This is a genomic window from Alistipes sp. Marseille-P2263 (genome assembly GCF_018101075.1).
GTDB classification, from domain to species: Bacteria; Bacteroidota; Bacteroidia; order Bacteroidales; family Rikenellaceae; genus Alistipes; species Alistipes dispar.
The window spans coordinates 415375-433355 of the sequence record NZ_JAGQEJ010000001.1 but is presented as its reverse complement, the minus strand read 5'-3'; the positions used below and the strand labels follow the sequence as shown (position 1 = coordinate 433355).

General features: G+C 63.5%; 14 protein-coding genes. 9 read left to right on the top strand and 5 right to left on the bottom strand.

Annotated elements, in window-relative coordinates; genetic code table 11:
• Entirely contained in the window at nucleotides 1-1023 is a 1023-nt protein-coding gene (locus KB554_RS01860) for a M23 family metallopeptidase (RefSeq protein WP_141429584.1), read from the bottom strand.
• 103 nt (nucleotides 1024-1126) lie between these two features.
• Between KB554_RS01860 and alaS the strand changes: the two genes are divergently transcribed.
• The 3 genes from alaS (at nucleotide 1127) to KB554_RS01845 (ending at nucleotide 8465) form a co-directional block, all read left to right on the top strand.
• A complete protein-coding gene (alaS, locus tag KB554_RS01855) occupies nucleotides 1127-3748 on the top strand; it encodes an alanine--tRNA ligase (protein WP_211034803.1) in 2622 nt (873 codons plus the stop codon).
• A gap of 208 nt (nucleotides 3749-3956) precedes the next feature.
• Nucleotides 3957-5483: a 2,3-bisphosphoglycerate-independent phosphoglycerate mutase gene (gene gpmI / locus KB554_RS01850; RefSeq protein WP_211034802.1), complete on the top strand. Its 1527-nt coding sequence runs from the start codon at nucleotides 3957-3959 to the stop codon at nucleotides 5481-5483.
• Nucleotides 5484-5861: 378 nt separating this feature from the next.
• Nucleotides 5862-8465 (top strand): 4-alpha-glucanotransferase, encoded by a 2604-nt coding sequence (locus tag KB554_RS01845; protein ID WP_211034801.1) that lies wholly within the window; start codon nucleotides 5862-5864, stop codon nucleotides 8463-8465.
• A gap of 60 nt (nucleotides 8466-8525) precedes the next feature.
• Here the strand turns inward: KB554_RS01845 and KB554_RS01840 are convergent, their stop codons facing one another.
• Together KB554_RS01840 and KB554_RS01835 are read right to left on the bottom strand one after the other, a co-directional pair.
• A complete protein-coding gene (locus KB554_RS01840; RefSeq protein ID WP_141429588.1) occupies nucleotides 8526-9053 on the bottom strand; it encodes a prolyl-tRNA synthetase associated domain-containing protein in 528 nt (175 codons plus the stop codon).
• A gap of 2 nt (nucleotides 9054-9055) precedes the next feature.
• Complete coding sequence (locus KB554_RS01835) at nucleotides 9056-9994, bottom strand: NAD(P)-dependent oxidoreductase (protein WP_211034800.1); 939 nt, start codon at nucleotides 9992-9994, stop codon at nucleotides 9056-9058.
• A 269-nt stretch (nucleotides 9995-10263) separates the two neighbouring features.
• Here KB554_RS01835 and KB554_RS01830 point away from each other — a divergent pair, with 269 nt between their 5' ends.
• Together KB554_RS01830 and KB554_RS01825 are read left to right on the top strand one after the other, a co-directional pair.
• Nucleotides 10264-11265, top strand: coding sequence for a prenyltransferase (locus KB554_RS01830; protein ID WP_242116254.1), 1002 nt, complete (start codon nucleotides 10264-10266; stop codon nucleotides 11263-11265).
• A 2-nt stretch (nucleotides 11266-11267) separates the two neighbouring features.
• Nucleotides 11268-12167 (top strand): radical SAM protein, encoded by a 900-nt coding sequence (locus KB554_RS01825; protein ID WP_162852164.1) that lies wholly within the window; start codon nucleotides 11268-11270, stop codon nucleotides 12165-12167.
• 101 nt (nucleotides 12168-12268) lie between these two features.
• Here KB554_RS01825 and KB554_RS01820 read toward each other — a convergent pair whose 3' ends face one another.
• Both KB554_RS01820 and KB554_RS01815 read right to left on the bottom strand, forming a co-directional pair.
• The gene (locus KB554_RS01820; RefSeq protein ID WP_141429591.1) at nucleotides 12269-12991 is read right to left on the bottom strand and encodes a tRNA threonylcarbamoyladenosine dehydratase; all 723 of its coding nucleotides are present in this window, start codon (nucleotides 12989-12991) and stop codon (nucleotides 12269-12271) included.
• A gap of 94 nt (nucleotides 12992-13085) precedes the next feature.
• A complete protein-coding gene (locus KB554_RS01815; RefSeq protein WP_211034798.1) occupies nucleotides 13086-13670 on the bottom strand; it encodes a TatD family hydrolase in 585 nt (194 codons plus the stop codon).
• Nucleotides 13671-13968: 298 nt separating this feature from the next.
• Between KB554_RS01815 and KB554_RS01810 the strand changes: the two genes are divergently transcribed.
• Genes KB554_RS01810 through KB554_RS01795 form a run of 4 tightly spaced genes read left to right on the top strand, consistent with a single transcriptional unit; the run spans nucleotide 13969 to nucleotide 17972 of the window.
• Entirely contained in the window at nucleotides 13969-15324 is a 1356-nt protein-coding gene (locus KB554_RS01810; RefSeq protein WP_211034797.1) for a Na(+)-translocating NADH-quinone reductase subunit A, read from the top strand.
• A 21-nt stretch (nucleotides 15325-15345) separates the two neighbouring features.
• The gene (gene nqrB, locus KB554_RS01805; protein WP_141430022.1) at nucleotides 15346-16455 is read left to right on the top strand and encodes an NADH:ubiquinone reductase (Na(+)-transporting) subunit B; all 1110 of its coding nucleotides are present in this window, start codon (nucleotides 15346-15348) and stop codon (nucleotides 16453-16455) included.
• 10 nt (nucleotides 16456-16465) lie between these two features.
• Nucleotides 16466-17323, top strand: coding sequence for a Na(+)-translocating NADH:ubiquinone reductase subunit C (locus KB554_RS01800; RefSeq protein WP_141429594.1), 858 nt, complete (start codon nucleotides 16466-16468; stop codon nucleotides 17321-17323).
• On the top strand, nucleotides 17316-17972 hold the full coding sequence (locus KB554_RS01795) for an NADH:ubiquinone reductase (Na(+)-transporting) subunit D (protein WP_141429595.1): 657 nt from the start codon (nucleotides 17316-17318) through the stop codon (nucleotides 17970-17972). Before KB554_RS01800 ends, KB554_RS01795 begins: the two co-directional genes overlap by 8 nt.
• Nucleotides 17973-17981: the final 9 nt, after the last annotated feature.

Genomic DNA, 17981 nt, shown 5'->3' with positions numbered 1-17981 from the left:
TCAGAGCGTTTCGAAATTGGTTTCGCGCAGACTTTCCATGAGGCGTTCGTACTCCTCGGCGGTCATGTTGCGGTTGAAATAGTTGATCGGATTGACGGGTACGCCCTTGTGGATCACCTCGTAGTGGAGGTGCGGACCGGTCGAACGGCCCGTGTTGCCCGTGCGGGCGATGAGCTGCCCGCGCCGGACGCGGTCGCCCGGCCGGACGAGCACCTCGCTCAGGTGGGCGTAGCGGGTCTTGTATCCGAACTGGTGGTCGAGCAGCACCTGCTTGCCGTAGCCTCCGTTGTAGCCGGCCGCCGCGGCCAGCTCCACCACGGCATCGCCCGTGGCGTAAACCGGCGTACCGCGGTCGCATCCCAGGTCGATGCCCGTGTGGGCCACCACGCGGTGCAGCACGGGGTGGAAACGGCGCGGCGAGAAAGCGCCGATGTGGTTGCCGTGGAGCGCCGCGCGGTCGATGGGCCAGATGGCCGGCACGGCCGCCGACAGTTGCTCCTTGTTCTTCGAGAGCCGCTGCAATTCGTCGAAGGAGACCGATTCGAGGTAGATCGTGCGGGCCAGTGCGTCCAGCTCCTTCCACGCGGGAATCATCAGGGGGGCGTAGTCGTCGCCGGCCAGCGGGGCGTATTTCGAATCGGGGTAGGGCTGCCACACCCCGGGAATCGAGAGCGTGTCGGTCGAGAAGAGCGCACGGTAAACGTGGTTGTCGCGGTGGCGGATTTCGTCCACTTTCCGCTGCGCCGTGCGGATGCGGTCCTGCAGGATGCGGTAGCGGATGACGATTTCGCGGTTGTCGCTCAGGATGCGGTACATCTTGGGCGTGTAGAAGAAGTAGGAGAAGAGGACGTTGGCGATCGAGACGAGAATGAATCCGATGAGGATTTTGCGGATCAGCCGGTAGGTCCTCAGACGGAACGGCGCCGTGACGACTTCGCGCGTGAGCGCCGTCGCCTCGTGCGTGAGCGCCTGCGCTTCGCGGGCGAAGCGCTGCGTGCCGAATCCCTCCTCTTTTTGCTTCATCGCGGAAAAAACTGCCCTTTGCAAGGTGCAAATTTAACTTTAATTGTGTAATTTTGCAACCCGAAATCAAACGGGCAAATTCGGAAAAAAGTATATCTTGCAAATGGAATCGAATGAAATTCGCCGCGCCTTTCTCGACTTCTTCGCTTCGAAGGGTCACGTGATCGTGCCGTCGGCTCCGATGGTCGTCAAGGGCGACCCCACGCTCATGTTCACCAATGCGGGCATGAACCAGTTCAAGGATATTTTCCTGGGCAACGCGCCCCGCAAGTATCCGCGGGCGGCCGATACGCAGAAATGCCTGCGCGTCTCGGGCAAGCACAACGACCTGGAGGAGGTGGGACACGACACCTACCACCACACGATGTTCGAGATGCTGGGCAACTGGTCCTACGGCGACTACTTCAAGCGCGAGGCGATCGAGTGGGCGTGGGAGCTGCTGCACGACGTTTACAAGCTGCCCGCCGAGCGGATGTACGCCACGGTCTTCGAGGGTTCGGAGGAGGACGGCGTGCCGTTCGACGAGGAGGCCTACGGCTTCTGGAAGCGGTTCCTTCCCGAGGACCATATCATCCGCGGGAACAAGCACGACAATTTCTGGGAGATGGGCGAGACGGGGCCCTGCGGTCCCTGCTCCGAGATTCATTTCGACCTGCGGGACGAGGCGGAGATCGCCGCCCGTCCGGGCCGCGAGATGGTCAATGCGGGCCATCCGCAGGTGATCGAGATATGGAACCTGGTCTTCATGCAGTTCAACCGCAAGGCCAACGGTTCGCTCGAGGAGCTGCCGGCGCGCAATGTCGATACGGGCATGGGCTTCGAGCGCCTCTGCATGATTCTGCAGGGCAAGAAGTCCAACTACGACACGGACGTTTTCCAGCCCACCATCGGCCGCATCGCGGCCCTTTCGGGCAAGCGCTACGGTCAGGACGAGAAGTGCGACGTGGCCATGCGCGTCATGGCCGACCACCTGCGCGCCATCGCCTTCTCGATCGCCGACGGGCAGTTGCCCTCGAACGTCAAGGCGGGCTACGTCATCCGCCGCATCCTGCGCCGCGCCGTGCGCTACGGCTACACCTACCTCGGCTTCACGGAGCCCACGCTGTGCCGGCTCGTCGCGGGGCTGGTGGAGCAGATGGGCGGGCAGTTCCCCGAGCTGAAGGCCCAGCAGACGCTCATCGAGAAGGTCATCGAGGAGGAGGAGTCCTCCTTCCTGCGCACGCTGGCTACGGGTATCAACCTGCTCGACGGCGTCATTGAGCGCACGAAGCGCGAGGGCCGCGGGCTGATTTCGGGCCGGGATGCCTTCGAGCTCTACGACACGTTCGGTTTCCCGATCGACCTCACGGAGCTGATCGCCCGCGAGCAGGGCGTCGGCGTGGACCTGGCGGCCTTCGAGGAGGAGTTGCAGGCCCAGAAGGCGCGTTCGCGCAACGCCGCGGCCGTCTCGACCGACGACTGGGTGGAGCTGCTGCCCATCCGCGAGAGTGTCTTTACGGGCTACGATACGCTGACCGACGAGGTCCGCATCGCGCGTTACCGCCGCGTCGTGTCGAAGGGCCGCACGACCTACCAGCTGGTATTCGACCGCACGCCGTTCTACGGCAATTCGGGCGGCCAGATCGGCGACGTGGGGTATATCGAGAGCGCCGACGAGCGCATCGGGATCGTTTCGACCGAAAAGGAGAACGGGCTCATCATCCATATCGCCGCCGAGCTCCCCGAGAATCCCGGGGCCTCTTTCCGTGCCGTCGTGGATGCCGGGAAGCGGCAGTCGGCGGCCAACAACCATACGGCGACGCACCTGATGCACGCCGCCCTGCGGCAGGTGCTCGGCACGCATGTCGAGCAGAAGGGGTCGCTCGTGACGCCCGAGGTGCTGCGTTTCGACTTCTCGCATTTCCAGAAGGTGACGCCCGCCGAGCTGCGCGAGGTGGAGCAGTTGGTGAACCGCGCCGTGCGTGCCGATTATCCGCTCGAGGAGAACCGCAGCGCCACGAAGGAGGAGGCCGCTGCCGCCGGTGCGATGATGCTCTTCGGCGAGAAGTACGGCGACCGCGTCCGCATGGTCCGCTTCGGCGATTCGGTCGAGTTGTGCGGCGGAACGCACACCCGTTCGACGGGTACGATCGGATTCTTCAAGATTCTCTCGGAAAGCGCCATTTCGGCCGGCGTACGGCGTATCGAGGCCGTCACGGGCGAGCAAGCCGAGAAGGTGATCTACGCTGCGGAGGACACGCTGCGCAATGTGGGCGAGTACCTGAACAACCCGCAGGTCCTGCAGGCCGTGAAGAAGATGCTCGAAAGCAACGAGACCCTCTCGAAAGAGGTCGAGGCCATGCGCCGCGAGCAGGTGGCGCAGTGGGCCGAGAAGATCGCCGCCTCGACGCCCGAGCGCGACGGAATGCATCTCTTCGCCACGCAGACCGACCGCCGGCCCGACTTCGTGAAGGATCTGGCGTACAGCCTGCGGGCCCGTTCGCCGCGGCTGGTCTTCGTCGTCGGCTCGCTCTGCGACGGCAAGCCGACGCTGACGGTGATGCTCGGCGACGAGATCGCCTCCCGCGGCGTGAATGCCGGTGCGGTGGTCCGCGAGGCCGCGAAGCTCATGCAGGGCGGCGGCGGCGGTCAGGCCTTCTTCGCCACGGCGGGCGGCAAGAACCCCGACGGGTTGCAGGCCGCCATCGACAAGGCCGTGGAGCTGATTGCCGCGCAGGTGAAATAGTTTTAGTGCCTTTCGCTGCCGGAAGGTACGGCCCAAAGCTCCGCATGTCGTTTTTTACGGGAACGACGTCCGGCTTCACGGAAACGGACCGCTTCGCGGATTTGCGGGCGCCGTCCCGTTTCCCGGCGTTCGGCCTCGCGTCGTTTTGTCCGCTTCAAGCGGGAGTGCGGAATGGAATATTGTGGAACAATATTAAAGACATACGATTATGAATAACAAGGTTCTTCTTATGATTCTCGACGGCTGGGGCAACGGCCGTCACGACAAGGCGGACGTCATTTCTACGGTCCATCCCGCCTACATTTCGGCCATGACCGAAAAATATCCCCATGCCGAGCTGCGCACCGACGGCGAGAACGTCGGCCTGCCCGACGGTCAGATGGGCAATTCGGAGGTCGGTCACCTCAATATCGGCGCCGGCCGCGTGGTCTATCAGGACCTCGTGAAGATCAACCGCGCCTGCCGCGACAACTCGATCCTGCGGAATCCCGAGATCGTCAAGGCGTTCGAATACGCCAGGGCACAGGGCGCGAACGTGCATTTCATGGGTCTCGCTTCGGACGGCGGCGTGCACTCCTCGTTCGAGCATCTTTTCAAACTCTGCGACATCGCCCGGGAGTACGGCGTTTCGGAGCGGACCTTCGTGCACTGCTTCATGGACGGCCGCGACACCGACCCGCGCAGCGGCAAGGGCTTCATCGAGCAGCTCGAACGGCATCTCGCCTCGACGGGCGGCCGGATCGCCACGATCGTCGGCCGCTACTACGCCATGGACCGCGACAAGCGCTGGGAACGCGTGAAGGTCGCCTACGATGCGCTGGTCAAGGGCGTCGGCGAGGCGGCGACGGACATGGCCGGAGCCGTTCAGAAATCCTACGATGCGGAGGTCACCGACGAGTTCATCAAGCCCGTTGTGCGCGTCGATGCGCAGGGACAGCCTGTCGGTCTGATTCGTCCGAACGATCTGGTCGTTTTCTTCAACTACCGCAACGACCGCGCCAAGGAGCTGACGATCGTCCTCACGCAGGAGGATATGCCCGCCGAGGGGATGCACACGTTGCCGCTCTACTACTGCTGCATGACCCCCTACGACGCCAAGTTCACGGGGCTACACATCCTCTTCGACAAGGAGAACGTGCCCGACACCATCGGCGAGTGGGTCTCGAAGCAGGGGCTCCGCCAACTGCGCATCGCCGAGACCGAGAAGTACGCCCACGTGACGTTCTTCCTCAACGGCGGCCGCGAGGAGAAGTTCGAGGGCGAGGAGCGTATCCTCGTGGCGTCGCCCAAGGTGGCCACGTACGACCTCCAGCCCGAGATGTCGGCCCCCGAGGTGGCCGACAAGCTGGTCGCCGCCCTCGGCGAGCGGAAATTCGACTTCATCTGCCTGAACTTCGCCAACGGCGACATGGTGGGCCATACGGGCGTTTACGACGCCATCGTGAAGGCCGTGAAGGCCGTGGACGGCTGCGTGGAGAAGGTCGTGGAGGCCGCCAAGGCCAACGGTTACGAGGTGGTGATGATCGCCGACCACGGCAATGCCGACAATGCGCTCAATGCCGACGGTACGCCCAATACGGCCCATTCGCTCAACCCCGTGCCCATCGTGGTGGTGTCGGACCGCGTGAAGTCGGTGCGCAACGGCATTCTGGCCGACGTGGCCCCCACGGTGCTGAAACTCATGGGGCTCGAACAACCCGCCGAAATGACGGGCGAGGCACTCGTCGAGTTTTGATGCCGCCGTGCGGCGATAGGGTTGGACGGACCGATACGTAGCCATACCCGATATACCGATGCGCATGTCCGGTGCGGGCGTGCGTTCCGGTTCCGTTCTATTCGACACCCCGGCCTGTGCAAGGCCGGGGTGTCGTTCGGAAGGAGAACCGGCCGCCCGGGCCGAGGGGGGGGCGACCGGTTCCGTACGCTGTCGGCGTGACGGCGGTCGGAGGCGTTCTCGGTATTCCGGCCGGCCGATGGGCGGGGCGGGCCGGAAAATATTGCCGCAGGGTGAATGCGGAGCCCGTCCGTGCGTTTTTTGGTTGTCCGCTGTTGCCGGGGAATGGAAAACTTGCCTATATTTGTACGGCCAACCATAGCGCCGATGGCCCCGAATATGAAACTGCTGCTTCAAATAACCTACAATACCCGTTGGGGAGAGCGTCTCGTTGTCGTCTCTCCCGGAAACAGACGCCTGCCGATGGAGTACTGCGGAGAGGGGAGATGGAGAGGGTGTATCGCTCGGTACCTTCCCGGCCGGGAATATTCCTACGAGGTGGTTCGGGACGGGAAGTGCGTCCGTCGGGAGTGGAAGGGACACCGGGTCGTGCTTCCCGAAAATTGCACGGCCGCTTCCGCGGACGTTTCCGACCGGTGGAACGACACGCCTTCGGATGCGCCTTTGTACTCTTCGGCATTCTCTCAGGGCATTTTCGCCCGGGGCCGGTACACGGCGGCTTCGCGGCCCGTCGGCGATGAAAATCTCTTCGTTTGCACGGCCTTCGCCGACGTCCGTCCCGATGAGACACTCGCCATCGCGGGCGATATTCCCGAACTCGGGGCGTGGACGAAGCCCGTTCCTCTGGACGACGCGGCGTTTCCATACTGGAGACTCGCGCTGCGCATCGACGGTCCGTTCCTCTATAAATACCTGATCGTCGATCGGAAAACGCTCGCTCCGCTGCGCTGGGAGGAGGGGGAGAACCGGGTCTTCGCATGTGCCGCGACGCCAGCGAGGGCGAGGGTCCTCGCATCCGACGTTCCGAATTTCCAGGGACGGCGCTGGCGCGGTGCGGGCACCGCCGTTCCGGTCTTTTCCCTGCGGAGCGAAGACGACTTCGGTACGGGAGAGTTCGCGGATCTGAAGAAGATGGTCGATTGGGCGGTGGCGACGGGGCAGCATGTCATCCAACTGCTTCCGATAAACGATACGACGATGACGGGGACCTGGACGGATTCTTATCCCTACAACGCCAACTCCTCCTTCGCTCTCCATCCCCAGTTTATGAACCTTCCGGCCGCGGGGGTTCCGGCCGACGGGGAGTATCTGAGGCTTCGGCAGGAGCTGAATGCCCTTCCGCAGGTCGATTATGAGCGGGTCAATAGGGAGAAACTGCGTCTTTTGCGGAAGACTTTCGAGAACGAAGGCGCGGAAATCCTCTCGAAGAAACCGTTCAGGGAGTTTCTGAGCCTTAACGAGCACTGGCTGCTGCCGTATGCGCTCTTTTGCACCCTGCGCGACGAATACGCCACGGCGGATTTCACCCGTTGGGGAAAATATGCGAAGTACGACAGGAAAGTCCTGGAGGAGTACCGCGGGAAACACCGCCGGGAGGTGGATTTCCATTGCTTTGTCCAATATCACCTCCATCTTCAGCTCTCCGACGCCTGTGCCTATGCCCATTCCAGGGGCGTGATCCTCAAGGGGGACCTGCCGATCGGCGTGAGTCCCACGAGTGCCGACGCGTGGTTCGCCCCGCGGCTGTTCAACATGGATTCGCAGGCCGGCGCTCCGCCCGATGCCTTTTCGGCTTTCGGCCAGAACTGGGGATTTCCGACCTACGACTGGAAACGGATGGCCGGGGACTCTTTCGGATGGTGGAAATCCCGCCTGGCGAAGATGTCGGAGTATTTCGATGCCTTCAGAATCGACCACATTCTGGGGTTTTTCAGAATCTGGGAGATCCCCGTGGATTCCGTGCGCGGTCTTTTGGGGCATTTCAGCCCTGCGTTGCCGTACTCGTCCGAAGAACTGAAAAGCCGGGGATTCGATCTCTCCGGGGGCCGGTTCGTGACGCCCTGCGTTTCGGAGCGCATGCTGGACGAGATCTTCGGGGCGTATGCGCAGGAGGTGCAGTCGAAATATGTCAGGGAGGGCCGTCTGGCGGCCTCCTGCTCGACCCAGAGAAAGATTGCGGCGCGGTTCCGTGCGGACGACGAGCACGACCGAATCCTCTCGGAGGGTCTCATGCGGCTTACCGAAGAGGTGCTGTTCGTGGAGGATCCCCGCAAGAGAGGGTTTTATCATCCGCGGATCGCGGCCCATGCCACTTATGCGTATCGTTCGCTCGACGATGCCTCGCGCAGGAGTTTCGATGCGTTGTACGACGAATTCTTTTACCGCCGCCACAACGCATGCTGGAGGGATTCGGCGATGAGCAAGCTGCCTCCGCTGCTCGCCTCTACCGAAATGATGGCCTGCGGAGAGGATCTGGGCATGATTCCGGATTGTGTTCCGGAGGTGATGCGCCGCCTCGGAATCCTTTCGCTCGAAATACAGCGGATGCCCAAGTCGGTCGGGGAGCTTTTTGCCGATCCGTCGCGTTATCCCTATCTCTCGGTATGCACCACCTCGACGCACGACATGAACCCCCTGCGGGCCTGGTGGGAGGAGGACCGGGCGCTTACGGAGCGGTTTTACCGCGATGTGCTCGGGATGGAAGGCGACGCCCCGGATGTCTGCACGCCGCAGATCTGCCGGCGCATCCTCGAACAGCATCTTTCGTCGCCTGCGATGCTGGCCGTTTTCCCCTTGCAGGACTGGCTTGCGACGGATCCGGCGTTGCGTGCTCCGGATCCGCACGGCGAACGGATTAACGTGCCGTCGAATCCCCGCCATTATTGGCGGTACAGGATGCCGCTGTCGCTCGAGGAACTTCTGGCGCAGACCGATTTCAACTCCCGTATCCGGTCGATGGTCGAACGTTCCGGAAGAGCCTGAGATTCATTTTCTTCGATCCATTTCAGAAAATATCCGCCTTCGGAGACGCCCCGGTGTGCGTCAGTACAGTTCCAGAAACTCGTATCCGTTGCCCGCGGCGGCGAGGTAGCGCATGAACTCGTCGTGCTCGAGCAGCACCGTGGCGCGGTTGTCGTTCGGGTGGAAGGCGTAGCGGGGCCACTCGCGCATCCGGGAGTCGAGGAACAGGTGCACGTGGTTCGCCGTGTCGTTTATCAGCCCGAATGCCGAGACCGATCCGGGGCGCAGTCCGAGCCACCGTTCCATGCGTTGTTCCGAGGCGAACGAGAGCTTGCCCTGGTGCAGCCGCTGTTCGAGGTCGCGGATCGCCAGCCGTTGTTCGGCGTCGAAGCATACCAGGTAGTGCCGGTCGCCCTTGTGGTTGCGGAAAAAGAGGTTCTTGCAGTGCTTCGCGCCGTCGCCGCGGCAGTAGCGCAGGGCGATTTCGCAGGTCGGGGCCTCCGGATGTTCGTACCACGTGTAGCGGATGCCGTGGGCGTCGAGGAAGTCGAACACCCGTTGCCGCCGCCGGTCGGGCGTGAGCGGGGCGGTTGCTGCCGTCGGCTCCATGACTATCCGATGCCGTAAAATCCGCGGATGTTCCGGGCGATGCACTCCACGAGCACGCCGACCGCCTCGACGGGCGACCAGGCATTGTGGGGCGAGAGCAGCAGCCGGTCCGGTTCGCGGACCGAGAGCAGGGGATTGCCCTCTTCGATCGGTTCGTGCGCGAAGACGTCCAGCCCCGCGCCGGCCAGCTCTCCGCGGTCGAGCGCCGCGGCCAGCGCCGCCTCGTCCACGATGCCGCCGCGGGCGACGTTGATGAGTATGGCCGAGGGTTTCATCCGCGCCAGCTCGCGGGCGCCGATCAGCCCGCGCGTGCGTTCGTTGAGCGGCGCATGGATCGACACCACGTCGGCCCAGCCGAGCAGCTCGTCGAGCGGCAGGGCGGGGTACTCCTCCTCGCGCACGACGCCCGAAGTGGAGGTGTAGGCCACTTCGCAGCCCAGCGCGCGGGCTACCCGCGCCACGTTGCGGCCGATGTTTCCCAGCCCGACGATACCCCAGCGCGATCCGTACAGTTGCCGGGTCGTGCGTCCGAAGTGGTATTGCAGCGGCGATCCGGCGTATTCGCTCTTCACGTAGCGGTCGTAATAGACCGTCTGCCGCAGCAGGGCGATCGCCGCGCCGATCGTGGTTTCGGTCACCGAGTGGGTCGAGTACCCCACGGCGTTGCGCACGGCGATGCCCCGTTCGGCGGCGGCTTCGAGGTCGATGTGGTTCATGCCCGTCGCCGCCACGCAGATCAGCCGCAGGCGGGGCAGCCGTTCGAGCGTATCGCGGCGCATGGGCACCTTGTTCGTGATCGCCACCTCCGCGTCGCGGCAGCGTTCGGCTGTCTCCTCGCGGCGCGTGGTCGCGTAACCCGTGTAGTCGCCCAGCGCGCGGATCGCCGAGAGGTCGGCGCCGCCGAGGCTGTATTCGTCGAGAAATACGATTTTCGGTTTCATCTTCCTTGTTTTTATGAATCGGAACGCCGGCTTTCGGCGCGTCCCTTTCACGCAAAGATAGCGGCTTTTTCGGTTCCGTGCGCTTCCGTGCCGCCGTTTTTCGCTGTTTTCGCCGCCGAAGGCGGAATCCCGGGCATGGCCGGACCCTCTTCGCACCTCGCTCCGACCCGTTCCGGAGGCGGCCCGGCGCATGGTCCAACGGCCGCTCCGCCGCAAATTCGCCGTCCGGAGTTGCTATTCTCTGCCGGAAACGCTACCTTTGCGGCGTGATGAACGGAATCGGTTTCTGGATGAAGAACGCGCGGCAGGTCTCCCTGCCGCAGAGCATGCTGCCCGTGCTGCTGGCCGTCGGCATGTCGCTGCGTCACGACGGTTTTTCCCTCTGGCTGGCCCTCGTCGCCGCTTTCGGCGTGGGGTGCGCCCACCTGGGCATGAACCTCGCCGACGACTATTTCGATTACCGCGAGGGGAGCGCCGAGAAGCGCACGCGGCTGGCTTCGGACGGTATCCGTGCCCGTGTGGCGAAGTACCCTTACCTCAGTTCGGGGGCCGCCTCCGTGCGGGAGCTCGTCGTGGCGGTCTGCGTGTTTCTGGGACTGGCCGCCGGAGCCGGGGCCGTCGTCGTCGCCTGCCGGGGCGTCGTGCCGCTGGCCCTCGCCGGTATCGGGGCGGTGCTCGGCATCTCCTATTCGGGCGGGCCGCTCCGCCTGGGCTATCGCGGGCTGGGCGAACCGGTCGTCGGGCTGTTGTTCGGTCCGCTGCTGATGGCCGGCGTGCAGTATGCGGCGTGCGGCGTGCTGGACGGTCCGGTCCTGCTGGTCGGCGCGGCCGTCGGACTGCTCGTCACGAACATCCTCTACACCCATTCCGTGCTCGACCGCCATGCCGACTCCCGAATGGGCAAACGCACGCTGGCCCACCTGCTCGGCACGCCGCGGGCGATGATCGCCGCATCGGGCCTCTTCTGCTTCGCGCCGTTCGTACTGGTCGCCGCGGGCGCCGGCTGCGGGATGCTCCCCGCGGCGGCCCTTGCGACGTTCGTGCTCCTGCCCATGGCCGCGTTCCTGTGGCGTTCGCTGCGCAGCTATGTTCTCGATCGTCCCGTCGCCCTGCGCACGGCCCCGTGGATGGGCCCCATGGGCGATTTCAAGAGATACTGCGACATGGGGATCGGCTGGTTCATGCTGCGGTGGCTGCTGGCGCGGAACCTCGTCTCGTTCTTCGCGCTCATCCTGCTCGTCGTTTATACCGTACTCGAAATAATGGAGTGATTATGAAGAAAATAAAGCGGTTGCTCTATCTCGGCTGGTGGTTCTTCGGAGCCCGGGTTCTCGGCCGCAAACGGCCGTTGCAGACCGTGCTGTTCATCTCGAACCGATGCAACCTCCGTTGCAGGCACTGCTCGGTCTATTCGCGGGCTACGCCCGACGAGATGACCTTCGAGGAGATCCGCCGCGAGCTGGAATACTCCTACCGCCTCGGTTCGCGCTTCGTCGATCTGGAGGGGGGCGAGGTGATGATCTGGCGCGACGGCGACAAGCGGATCGACGACGTGATCGACCTGGCCCGCGAGGTGGGTTTCTTCTCCGTGACGATCACCACCAACGCCCAGTTGCCCTTCGCCGGGAGCCATGCCGACAGCATCTGGGTCAGCCTCGACGGCTGCGGGAAGTACCACGAAATGATCCGCGGCGAAGGCACGTTCGCGCGTCTGGAGCGCAACATCGCCGCCTGCGGCCATCCGCATCTGAGCGTCAATATGGTGGTGAACAAGTACAACTGGGAGCATGTGGCCGAGACGATCGAATACGTGAAGCGGAATCCCGCCATCGAGAGCATTTCGATCAATTTCTACACACCTTTCCCCGATGCCGACGACCTGATGATTACGCGCGAACAGCGCGAACGGGTGATCGACACCGTGATCCGGATGAAGCGCGCGGGCTATCCGGTGATGAACTCCGTCTCGGGGCTGGAGCTGATGCGGCACAACCGCTTCAAGCGCCGCTGCTGGGTCACGAATTTCATCTATGCCGACCATACGCGCGCCAACTGCTCGGGCGAGCGGCTGGGCATCTGCGACGACTGCGGGCTCTGCATGGCGGGCGAGATGAACGCCGTGTTCAACTTCCGGCCCGACACCATCCGCGCGGGGTTGAAACTGCGGCTCTGACGGCGGCCGGACGATTCCCGCCATCCTTCCTGCCGCATGTCGCGGCGCGGCCCGGAGGCATTCCGCCCCGGGCCGCGCCGTGCTTCGTGCCGAAAGGCTCCTCAGTCCAGCTCGCCGATCAGGCCGCGGATCACCACCGAGGCGCAGCCGATGCCGAACAGCGGCGGGATGTAGGAGATCGTCCCGACGTTCGATTTCTTGTTCCGCTCCTCACAGAGGATCATCGCCCCTTCGCGCATCGGCTCGGGGGAGAAGACGGCGCGGAATCCGCTGCGGATGCCGATCTTGTGCAGCCGTTTGCGCAGCATGTGGGCCAGCGGGCAGTGGTGGGTTTTGGCGATGTCGGCGATCTCCATGCGCGTGGGGTCGGTCTTGGCCCCCGCGCCCATCGAACTGACCAGCGGCAGGCGGCGTTCGAGCGCCGCGGCGATGAGCGCCAGCTTGGGCGACAGGGTGTCTATGGCATCCACCACGTAGTCGTACCGCGCCGCGTCGAGCAGCGCGTAGGTCTCCTCGTCGCGGATGTAGCGGTTCACCACGCTCAGGTCTATTTCCGGGTTGATGTCGCGCAGCCGTTCGGCCAGCACCTCGGCCTTCGGCCTCCCGACGGTCGAGTGCAGCGCCACGAGCTGGCGGTTGATGTTCGTCCCGTTCACCGTGTCGGCGTCGGCCACGGTCATGCGGCCCACGCCCGCCCGGGCGATCATCTCCGCGGCGTAGGCCCCCACGCCTCCCAGCCCCACCACGAGCACGTGCGCCCGTCTGAGGCGGCCGAGTTTCTCTTCGCCGAGCAGCAGCTCGGTCCTCTCCAGCCAGTTGTCCATGCAGTTCGTTTTCGTTCGTTTCCGTCGTGTCCCTCCTGTGCGCCGTCCGTCGTGCGGCCTCCGGACCGCAGCGCGGGAACAGCGCCGCCGTCCTTCACTTCTCCCCGAACAGCCGGCGGTAGTTCTCCGCCGTTGCCCGCCGCAGCTCTTCCACGGTCGTTCGCCGCACCTCCGCGGCCCGGGCGTAGATCGTTTCGATGGCTGCGGGGCTGTCGTCCGTCTCGAAGAAGAGACGGTCGGACGGAACCTCGCGCAGGGCTTCGAGCGTCTTGCGCGAGGCGAAGGTGCGCTCGCCGAACGAGAGGTAATATCCCTTCGCCACGGCCTGCCGCGCCTGTTCGGGCGATCCGATGAATCCGTGGAAAATCGCGGCCGGAGGCGGGCAGGCCGCCAGTTCGCGCATCAGCGGTTCGAAGGCCCGCACGCAGTGCAGCACGACCGGAAGCCCCCGTTCGCGGGCCAGCCGCAACTGGGCCCTGAGCGCCGCCGTCTGCGCCTCGCGCGCGACGCCGCACACGAAGTCCAGCCCCGTCTCGCCGACAGCCTGCGCGTCGCCGAGCCGTTGCCCGAGCGTCGCCGTGTCCTCCCGCTCCGCGTCCCACGGATGCACGCCCTTCGCACGCAGCTCGATGCCGCGGCCCGCAGGGCGGTGGGTGTGGATATTGACGTATTCGGCCATGACGGGACAAATGTAGGAATTTTTCGGGAAACGGATTCCTCTCCCGATGCGGCTTCGTCCGATTTTTCCGCCCGGCATCCCGCTTCCGCCCGTCCGTCCGGAGCGGGAAAACGGGCCGTTCCCCTTTTTTTCGCTTCCGGCGGGAAATAATGCTCCGTAAAATAGTTTTTTTCGGGAAAAAATTAGTACTTTCGCACGCGATTCAGGCTGTTAGCCGGCTAACACATGGCGAACGGGACCTGAAACGAATCCGGAAAAGACCCAAGAAAACCAAACATAACAATCAAAATCTTTAACCATGTCGAAAATCATTACACTACGCAAGGGTTTAGACATCAATCTGGCGGGTAAACCCCGGGAGTCGCTCTCCGATGCGCCTCAGGCTTCGGAGTACGCCCTCTCGCCCCTCGATTTCGAGGGCGTGACACCCAAGCTGCTGGTTAAGGTGGGCGATAAGGTGAAGGCCGGTACGCCGTTGTTCTTCAACAAGTACAACGAGCGGGTCCTCTTCACGTCGCCCGTCAGCGGCACGGTGGCGGCGGTCAATCGCGGCGAGAAGCGCAAGGTGCTCTCGGTGACGGTGACCCCCGACGGCGGGCAGAGCTACGAGGAGTTCGGCAAGATCGACCTCCGCACCGCTTCGCGCGAACAGATCGTCGAACTGCTGCTGCGTTCGGGCCTCTGGCCGATGATCGTGCAGCGACCCTACGGCGTCATCGCCGACCCGAACGACACGCCGAAGGCGGTCTTCATCTCCGCCTTCGACTCCGCGCCGCTGGCTCCGGACTACAACTTCGTCCTGCGGGACGAGCAGCGGAACCTGCAGGCGGGCATCGAGCTGATGCGCCGCCTCACGCCGGGCAAGGTGCACCTGTCGGTGCGCGCCAAGGCCGAGGGACGGATGCCGTCGCTCCAGGGCGTCGAGTTGCACGCCTTCGCGGGCAAACATCCCGTGGGCAACGTCGGCGTGCAGATCCACCATGTCGATCCGATCAACAAGGGCGACATCGTCTGGACGGTGAACATCCAGGACCTGGCCATCATCGGCCGCCTGGTCAATGAGGGCCGCGTGGACATGCGCCGCATCGTCGCCGTCACCGGCTCGGAGATCGAAAACCCGCACTACGTCCGCATCGTCTCGGGTGCGCGCGTCGATTCGCTCGTCTCGGGCAACGTCCGTCCGCAGAAGGAGGGCGACCGCGTCCGCTTCATTTCGGGCAACGTGCTCACCGGCACGAAGACCTCGCCCGAGGGCTTCATGGGCTTCTACGCCAACCAGCTCACGGCCATTCCCGAAGGCGACAAGTACGAGCTGCTGGGCTGGGCGATGCCGCGTCTGAACAAGTTCTCCGTCTCGCGCGCCTACTTCTCGTGGCTCTGCCCGAAGAAGGAGTACAACCTCGACACGAACCTCAACGGCGGCGAGCGTCCGTTCGTCGTGACGGGGCTCTACGAGCAGTACCTGCCGATGGACATTTATCCCATGTATCTGCTCAAGGCTTGCCTTGCGGGCGACATCGACAAGATGGAGAACCTCGGCATCTACGAGGTCACCGAGGAGGACTTCGCGCTCTGCGAGTTCGTCGATCCCTCGAAGATCGAGATCCAGCAGATCATTCGCGACGGTATTAACTTAATGATTAAGGAGGCATAACCGATGGGATTGCGTAAATTCATGGACAATATCAAGCCCACCTTCTCCAAGGGCGGAAAGCTGGGCTTCTTGGAATCGACGTTCGATGCGTTCGAGACCTTCCTCTTCGTTCCCAACACGACGACCTCGAAGGGTGCGCACATCCGCGACTGCAACGACATGAAGCGTACGATGATCGTCGTCGTGCTGGCGCTGATGCCGGCCTTCCTGTTCGGCTGTTTCAACACGGGTATGCAGGTGGGCCTCACGGGCTTCCAGGCCTTCTTCTACGGTCTGGTGCGCGTGCTGCCGATGGTCTGCGTCTCCTATGTCGTGGGTCTGGGCATCGAGTTCGGCTTCGCGCAGGCGCGCGGCCACGAGGTGAACGAAGGTTTCCTTGTGACGGGTCTGCTGATCCCGATGATCTTCCCCGTCTCGACGCCGCTCTGGATGGTGGCACTCTCCACGGCCTTCGCCGTCGTCTTCGGCAAGGAGGTCTTCGGCGGTACGGGCATGAACGTCTTCAACCCGGCGCTGCTGGCCCGCGCCTTCGCCTTCTTCGCCTACACGCCTTCCATGTCGGGCGAGACCGTATGGTTCTCCGACTGGACGATGATGGGCGCCAAGGTGGACGGCATCACGGGCGCCACGGCGCTCGAACAGCTTTCGACGACGGGTACGATGGCTTTCTCGCCGGCGGACGCCTTCCTGGGCTTTATCCCCGGATCGTTCGGCGAGACCTCGACGCTGGCCATCCTTATCGGTGCGGCGATTCTCCTCTTCACGGGCATCGCTTCGTGGCGCACGATGGTGTCGGTGTTCGTCGGCGGCCTTGCGATGGGCTACCTGTTCCAGGCGCTCGGCGTGACGGAGTATCCGGCCTGGTGGCATCTGATCGTCGGCGGCTTCGCCTTCGGCGCCGTCTTCATGGCGACCGATCCCGTCACCTCGGCGCAGACCAACAGGGGCAAGTACATCGTGGGTCTGATGACCGGCGCGCTGGCCGTGATGATCCGCGTCGTGAACCCCGCATATCCCGAGGGCATGATGCTTTCGATCCTCTTCATGAACGCATTGGCGCCGCTGGTGGACTACTTCGTGGTCGAGTCCAGCATTTCGCGCCGCAAGAAACGTGTTAAAACTGCAAAATAGGGTGTGAGATATGGCTAAGAAACAATTCAAATGCAACGTCTGCGGCTACGTCCACGAAGGAGCGGCCGCGCCCGACACCTGCCCCGTCTGCGGCGCTCCCGCCTCGGAATTCACGGAGCTGAAGGGTAAGAAGGGGCTGTTCGGCGATACGAACAGCAATGCCTATATCGTGCTCTATTCGACGGTGATGGTCGTCGTCGTGGCCACGCTGCTGGCGTTGGCCGCGCTGGGTCTTCAGAAACGTCAGGCGGAGAACGAGCTCAACGAGAAGAAGCAGGCCATCCTCGGCTCGCTGGCCGCGCAGGGCGAGTCCTACGACGAGTTCATCGACGCGTATGTGGTCGATGCCGAGGGGCGGAAGGTGGAGGATGCGGGCGATATTTTCGCCCTGCTCAACGACCTGCCGGGCGCTTTTGCCGCGGGCAAGTTCCCGATCTTCGAGGCCCGCGACGGCCGCGTGGTCATTCCCGTTACGGGCATGGGCCTCTGGGGACCGGTGTGGGGATACCTCGCCCTGGAGAAGGATATGAACACGGTGGCCGGTATCATCATGGCCCACAAGGGCGAGACGCCGGGTCTGGGAGCCGAGATCTCGACGCCCAAATACCAGGCGCTGTTCGTCGGCAAACAGATTTTCGACGGCGACAAATTCGTCTCGGTGAAACTCCGCAAGGGCGGTGCCAAGGACCCGCTGCATGAGGTGGATGCCATTTCGGGCGGTACGAAGACTTCCGACGGCGTGTCGCTGATGCTCGAAAACAGTCTCAGAAACTATCTGCCCCTGCTGGAGGCCAAGCGCACCGCGTCGGAGCCGGCGGCCCCCGCAGCGGAAGTGTCTAACGAAGAAAACGTAGGAAACAATGAGTAAGAACGAAAAAGAGCCTTTGTTTTCGGCCAAGAACATGAAATATCTGACGGGGCCGTTCTCCGCGAACAACCCGGTCATCGTGCAGATCCTCGGTATCTGCTCGGCGCTGGCCGTCACCGTGCAGTTGAAGCCGGCCATCGTCATGGCGCTCAGCGTGACGGTCGTCACCGGATTCTCGAATCTGGTGATGTCGCTGATCCGTACCGGTGTGCCGGCCCGGATCCGCATCATCGTCCAGCTCGTCGTGATCGCCGCGCTGGTGATTCTCGTCGATCAGGTGCTCAAGGCCTTCGTTTACGAAGTCTCCAAGCAGTTGTCGGTCTATGTGGGTCTTATCATCACGAACTGTATCGTCATGGGCCGCGTCGAGGCCTTCGCTCTGGGCAACAAGCCGTGGGCTTCGTTCCTCGACGGCATCGGCAACGGCCTGGGCTACGGCATGATTCTCGTCACGGTGGCCTTCTTCCGCGAACTGCTCGGTTCGGGCAGCCTGCTGGGCTTCCGCATCATTCCCGAGAGCTGGTACATGGCCGAGGGCGGATTCTATTCGAACTGCGGCATGATGCTCTTCCCGCCGATGGCGCTCATCATCGTGGGCTGCATCATCTGGGTGCATCGCTCGCGCAACAAGGACTTACAGGAAAAATAGGAGGGTAAC